The 4,056-nt window shown below is 70.4% G+C and carries 3 protein-coding genes; 2 read left to right on the top strand and 1 reads right to left on the bottom strand.

Annotation, left to right across the window (positions count from 1 at the left end; genetic code table 11):
* Nucleotides 1-35 precede the first annotated feature (35 nt).
* Entirely contained in the window at nucleotides 36-1,871 is a 1,836-nt protein-coding gene (locus GWK61_RS53110; protein WP_194921938.1) for an ABC transporter ATP-binding protein/permease, read from the top strand.
* Nucleotides 1,872-2,063: 192 nt separating this feature from the next.
* Nucleotides 2,064-3,239, top strand: a complete 1,176-nt coding sequence (locus GWK61_RS53105; RefSeq protein WP_438939834.1) for a pyridoxal-phosphate dependent enzyme — start codon at nucleotides 2,064-2,066, stop codon at nucleotides 3,237-3,239.
* A gap of 24 nt (nucleotides 3,240-3,263) precedes the next feature.
* Here the strand turns inward: GWK61_RS53105 and GWK61_RS53100 are convergent, their stop codons facing one another.
* Nucleotides 3,264-3,854, bottom strand: coding sequence for a TMEM165/GDT1 family protein (locus tag GWK61_RS53100; protein WP_194921931.1), 591 nt, complete (start codon nucleotides 3,852-3,854; stop codon nucleotides 3,264-3,266).
* Between the last annotated feature and the right edge of the window lie 202 nt (nucleotides 3,855-4,056).

Genomic DNA, 4,056 nt, shown 5'->3' with positions numbered 1-4,056 from the left:
ATATTGCTGGGTGAGACAGGAAGGAGCGGACAGCGATGACTGTCGCGACTGAAGACACGGGTACAGACACGGGCACGTGCATCCCCGACGTCGCTGTTGCCGACGACGTCGGCTTCGACGTCCCCGAGCAGGCGCTGGTCGCCGTCATCGGCCCCTCCGGCTCCGGCAAGTCGACCCTGCTGCGCGCGCTGACGGGCTCCCGTCCCGCCGACTCCGGCTCGGTCCGCTACGCCGGCCACGAACTGTGCGCCGAGTACGCCGTGCTCCGCCACCGAATAGGCCTGGTCCCGCAGGACGACGTCCTGCACGCGCAGCTCACCGTGAAGGCCGCCCTCCGTTACGCCGCCGCCCTGCGCTTTCCCCAGGGCACGACGGCCGAGCAGCGCGAGCGCCGCATCGACGAGGTCCTGACCGACCTGCGCCTGACCGAGTTCGAGGGCAACAAGGTCGCCACCCTGTCCGGCGGCCAGCGCAAGCGGGTGTCCGTGGCGCTGGAGCTGCTGACCAAGCCCTCGGTGCTGTTCCTCGACGAGCCGACCTCGGGCCTGGACCCGGGCATGGACCGCGACGTCATGCGCATGCTGCGCTGCCTGACCGACGAGGGCCGCACGGTGCTCGTGGTCACGCACTCGGTCGCCGAGCTCCAAGCCTGCGACCTGCTGCTGGTGATGGCGCCCGGCGGGGGAGTGGCGTACTACGGCCCGCCGCAGGAGGCGCTGGCGTTCTTCGAATGCGAGACATGGGCGGACGTGTTCCTCGCCTTCTCGTGCCGACGTGGGTACGACTGGGCCGGGGCGTATCGCTCGTCCGAGTACCACCTCATATACAGCGCGGAGTCGTCCGGCACGGAGTCGTCTGGGGCGCCGACGTTTCCTTCACCGCGGTCTTCGACCGAGGACTTTGGTCCCGGAGAGTCCCGGGACTCTGACGCTGCGTCGACCGCCGCCGCGACCTCGACCTCGACTCCGGTGCCTTCCAAGGCCGCCGTCGCACCCTCCTCCTGCTACTCCTCGCCCCGCGCCTCCCAGAGCTGGGCCTCGCAGCTCCGCACCCTCATCCGCCGCTACCTCGCGGTGATCTCCGCCGACCGCGGCCACCTGATGCTGCTCGCCGCGCTCCCGATGATCATGGGCGTGCTGAGCCTGGCCATCCCGGCGTCCTCCGGCCTTGCCGCGGCCTCCGGCGGCGACAAGAACACCGATGCCCCGACCGTGCTCCTGGTCCTGGCCGTCGGCGCCTGCCTGACCGGCGCCGCCAACGCGGTCCGTGAGCTGATCAAGGAACGCGGCGTCTACGACCGAGAACGCGCCGCAGGACTATCGCGCTCGGCGTACGTGATGTCCAAAGCGATCGTCCTGGGCGTGATCACCGCGGCCCAAACCATCGTCCTGTCGGCGATCTGCCTGCTGCCCCGCCGCCTGCCGGCCCACGGCCTGCTCATCTCCGGCACCGCGGTCCCCGAACTGATGCTGGCGGCGGTCCTGCTCGGCGTCACCTCGATGCTCCTCGGCCTGGTCGTCTCCGCGGTCGTCCGCACCACCGAGAAGACCATGCCGCTCCTGGTCCTGATCACGATCGTCGAGGTCGTCTTCTGCGGCTCCCTGTTCCCGCTCTTCCACAGCCCGGCCCTGGAGCAACTGGCCTGGCTGTCCCCGTCGCGCTGGGCGGTCGCCGCCGAAGCCGCGACCATCAACCTGCCGAACATCATGGGCCCGCCCCAGGGCCGCACCACCACCGACCCGCTCTGGCAGCACTCGATCCTGCAGTGGAGCGCGGACATCGGGATGCTCGTCGTCCTCGGCGCGGCCTGCCTGGCGCTGGTGCTGCGTCTGCTGCGACGGCACGAGTCCTCGCTGCTGCGCGGCTGCTGACCTGCGGCTCCTGCGCCACGGCGGCGTTCGTTCGCCGATCATGGGATATTGACGGGCAGCGATCACATCCCTGACCCGGAGGCGACAGTGGCGGAACCGAGCGCGTCGATTTCGGACCTCCCGCAAACCCCGGGTCCGGCGGTGCATTCGGACTCGTCGTTGAGCGCGAACGTCACCGTTCCAGGTCCGGCGGTGCGTTCGGGATCGTCTTGGAGCGCGAACCTCACCCTTTACTGCGCCGCCTGCGACACCCACCACTCCCTGCAATCCCTCGCCTGGCGCTGCGCCGACTGCCACGGCATCCTCGACCTGGCCGGCTTCACCCCCGCGTTCCCGACCGCAGCCGACCTGGCCCGCCGCCCGGCCACTCTCTGGCGCTACGCCGAAGCCCTCCCGCTCGCCGAGCCCGCCGCCATCACCCTCGGCGAGGGTATGACCCCGCTGGTCACGGCGCCTGGCCGGCCGGACGTGCGGCTCAAGGTCGACTACCTGATGCCCACCGGCTCGTTCAAGGACCGGGGCGCCGTTCTCCTCGCGGCGCTCGCCAGCGGCCTGGGCGTCGGCCGCATGGTCGCCGACAGCAGCGGCAACGCCGGCACGGCCGTCGCCGCTTACGCCGCCCGAGCCGGTATCGCCTGCGAGGTTTACGTCCCGGCGGCCACTTCACCCGGCAAAGTCGCGCAACTCCGGGCTTACGGCGCCACGGTTCACCAGATCCCCGGCTCCCGCGAGGACACCGCCGACGCCGCAGCCGAGGCCGCCGACACTCCCGGCACCCTCTACGCCAGCCACGTCCACAACCCCTTCTTCTTCCACGGCACCAAGACCTACGTCTTCGAGCTGTGGGAACAACTCGGCGGCCGCCTCCCGCAGACCCTGGTCCTCCCGCTGGGCAACGGCACGCTCGTCCTCGGCGCCTATCTCGGCGCCCGCGAACTCCTCGCCGCCGGCCTGATCGACCGCCTACCCCGCATCGTCGCCGTCCAGGCTGCGCCTTGCGCGCCCCTCGCCGCCGCCTTCCGCAACGGCCAGAACGAGCCTGCGCCGATCACGCCCAAACTCACCGTCGCCGAAGGCATCGCCATCGCCCGCCCGGCCCGCGGCGCGCAGATCCTCGAAGCCGTACGGAGCACCGGCGGCGCCATCACTACCGTCACCGACGACCAAGTCCGCGCAGCCCACGCCGCCTTGGCGCGCGCCGGCCTCTACGTGGAGCCGACCGGCGCCGCGTGCTGGGCCGCCATCAGCGCCGGACTCATCGGCTACAGCGACGGTGACCGCGACAACGAACACGACCTACCGCTGGCGGTAGCGCCCCTGTGCGGCAGCGGCCTGAAATCCAAGCCGCCCACTGGCCTGAGTACATAATTGCTCTGATTGCCTTGCCTTACCTCAGCCGCGAATCGCATCGACCAGGCTGATCACCGCCAGCACTCCCATGATCGCCGCCGCGATCCGCGTGATCACCGTGATCGGCACCACCTTCAGCAGCCCGCGCCCGCCGACGATCGCCAGTCCGGCCACCGCCCACAGGCCGAGCGTGGCTCCGATGCCGACCGAGATCGGGTCGTGGTATTTGGCCGCGAGGTTGGCGGTGACGATCTGCGTCAGGTCGCCGAACTCGGCGACCAGGATCACGCCGAAGCTCATTCCGGCGACCCGCCGGAACGTCGCGGGCTTGTCCCCCTTCAGCTCCAGGTGCTCCTCTTCCTCCTCCTCATGGCGTCCGCGCAACAGCAGAAAAGCGCCCATCAGGAACAACGCGCCGACCACGGCGTGCAGCACGCGCCCGGGCAGCAGCGTCAGCAGACTCCCGGCGGCGATGGCGAGCACGACGTGCACGAGGAACGCAGCCGCCGTGCCGACGAACACCTGCGACGGGCGATAGCGGGTGCCGAGCACCAGGGAGGCGAGGGCGGTCTTGTCCGGCAACTCGGCCAGGAAGACGATCCCGAACACGGTCAGGATGATGATCAGGTCCACGCGAGGTGAGTCCTTCGAGTCGGGCCGCGCCGAGGCCCGATTTCGGGGAGGCTTCGGCGCGGCAGCTGTCGCTGCGGGCCGAAGGTCTTGCTCAACACCCTCGCAGGCGTCCCGGGGGCCGGGCCCAGGCGGGCCAGTATGTCGACGTCCCGGCGTTGGAGCTACTCCCCTTCGCGGTGATCCCAGGGTACCAGGATCACCC

Origin of the sequence: Catenulispora rubra (assembly GCF_015356825.1) — a bacterium.
GTDB lineage: Bacteria > Actinomycetota > Actinomycetes > Streptomycetales > Catenulisporaceae > Catenulispora > Catenulispora rubra.
The sequence above is the reverse complement of the archived record's forward strand: the minus strand, read 5'-3'. Positions and strand labels throughout refer to the sequence as shown.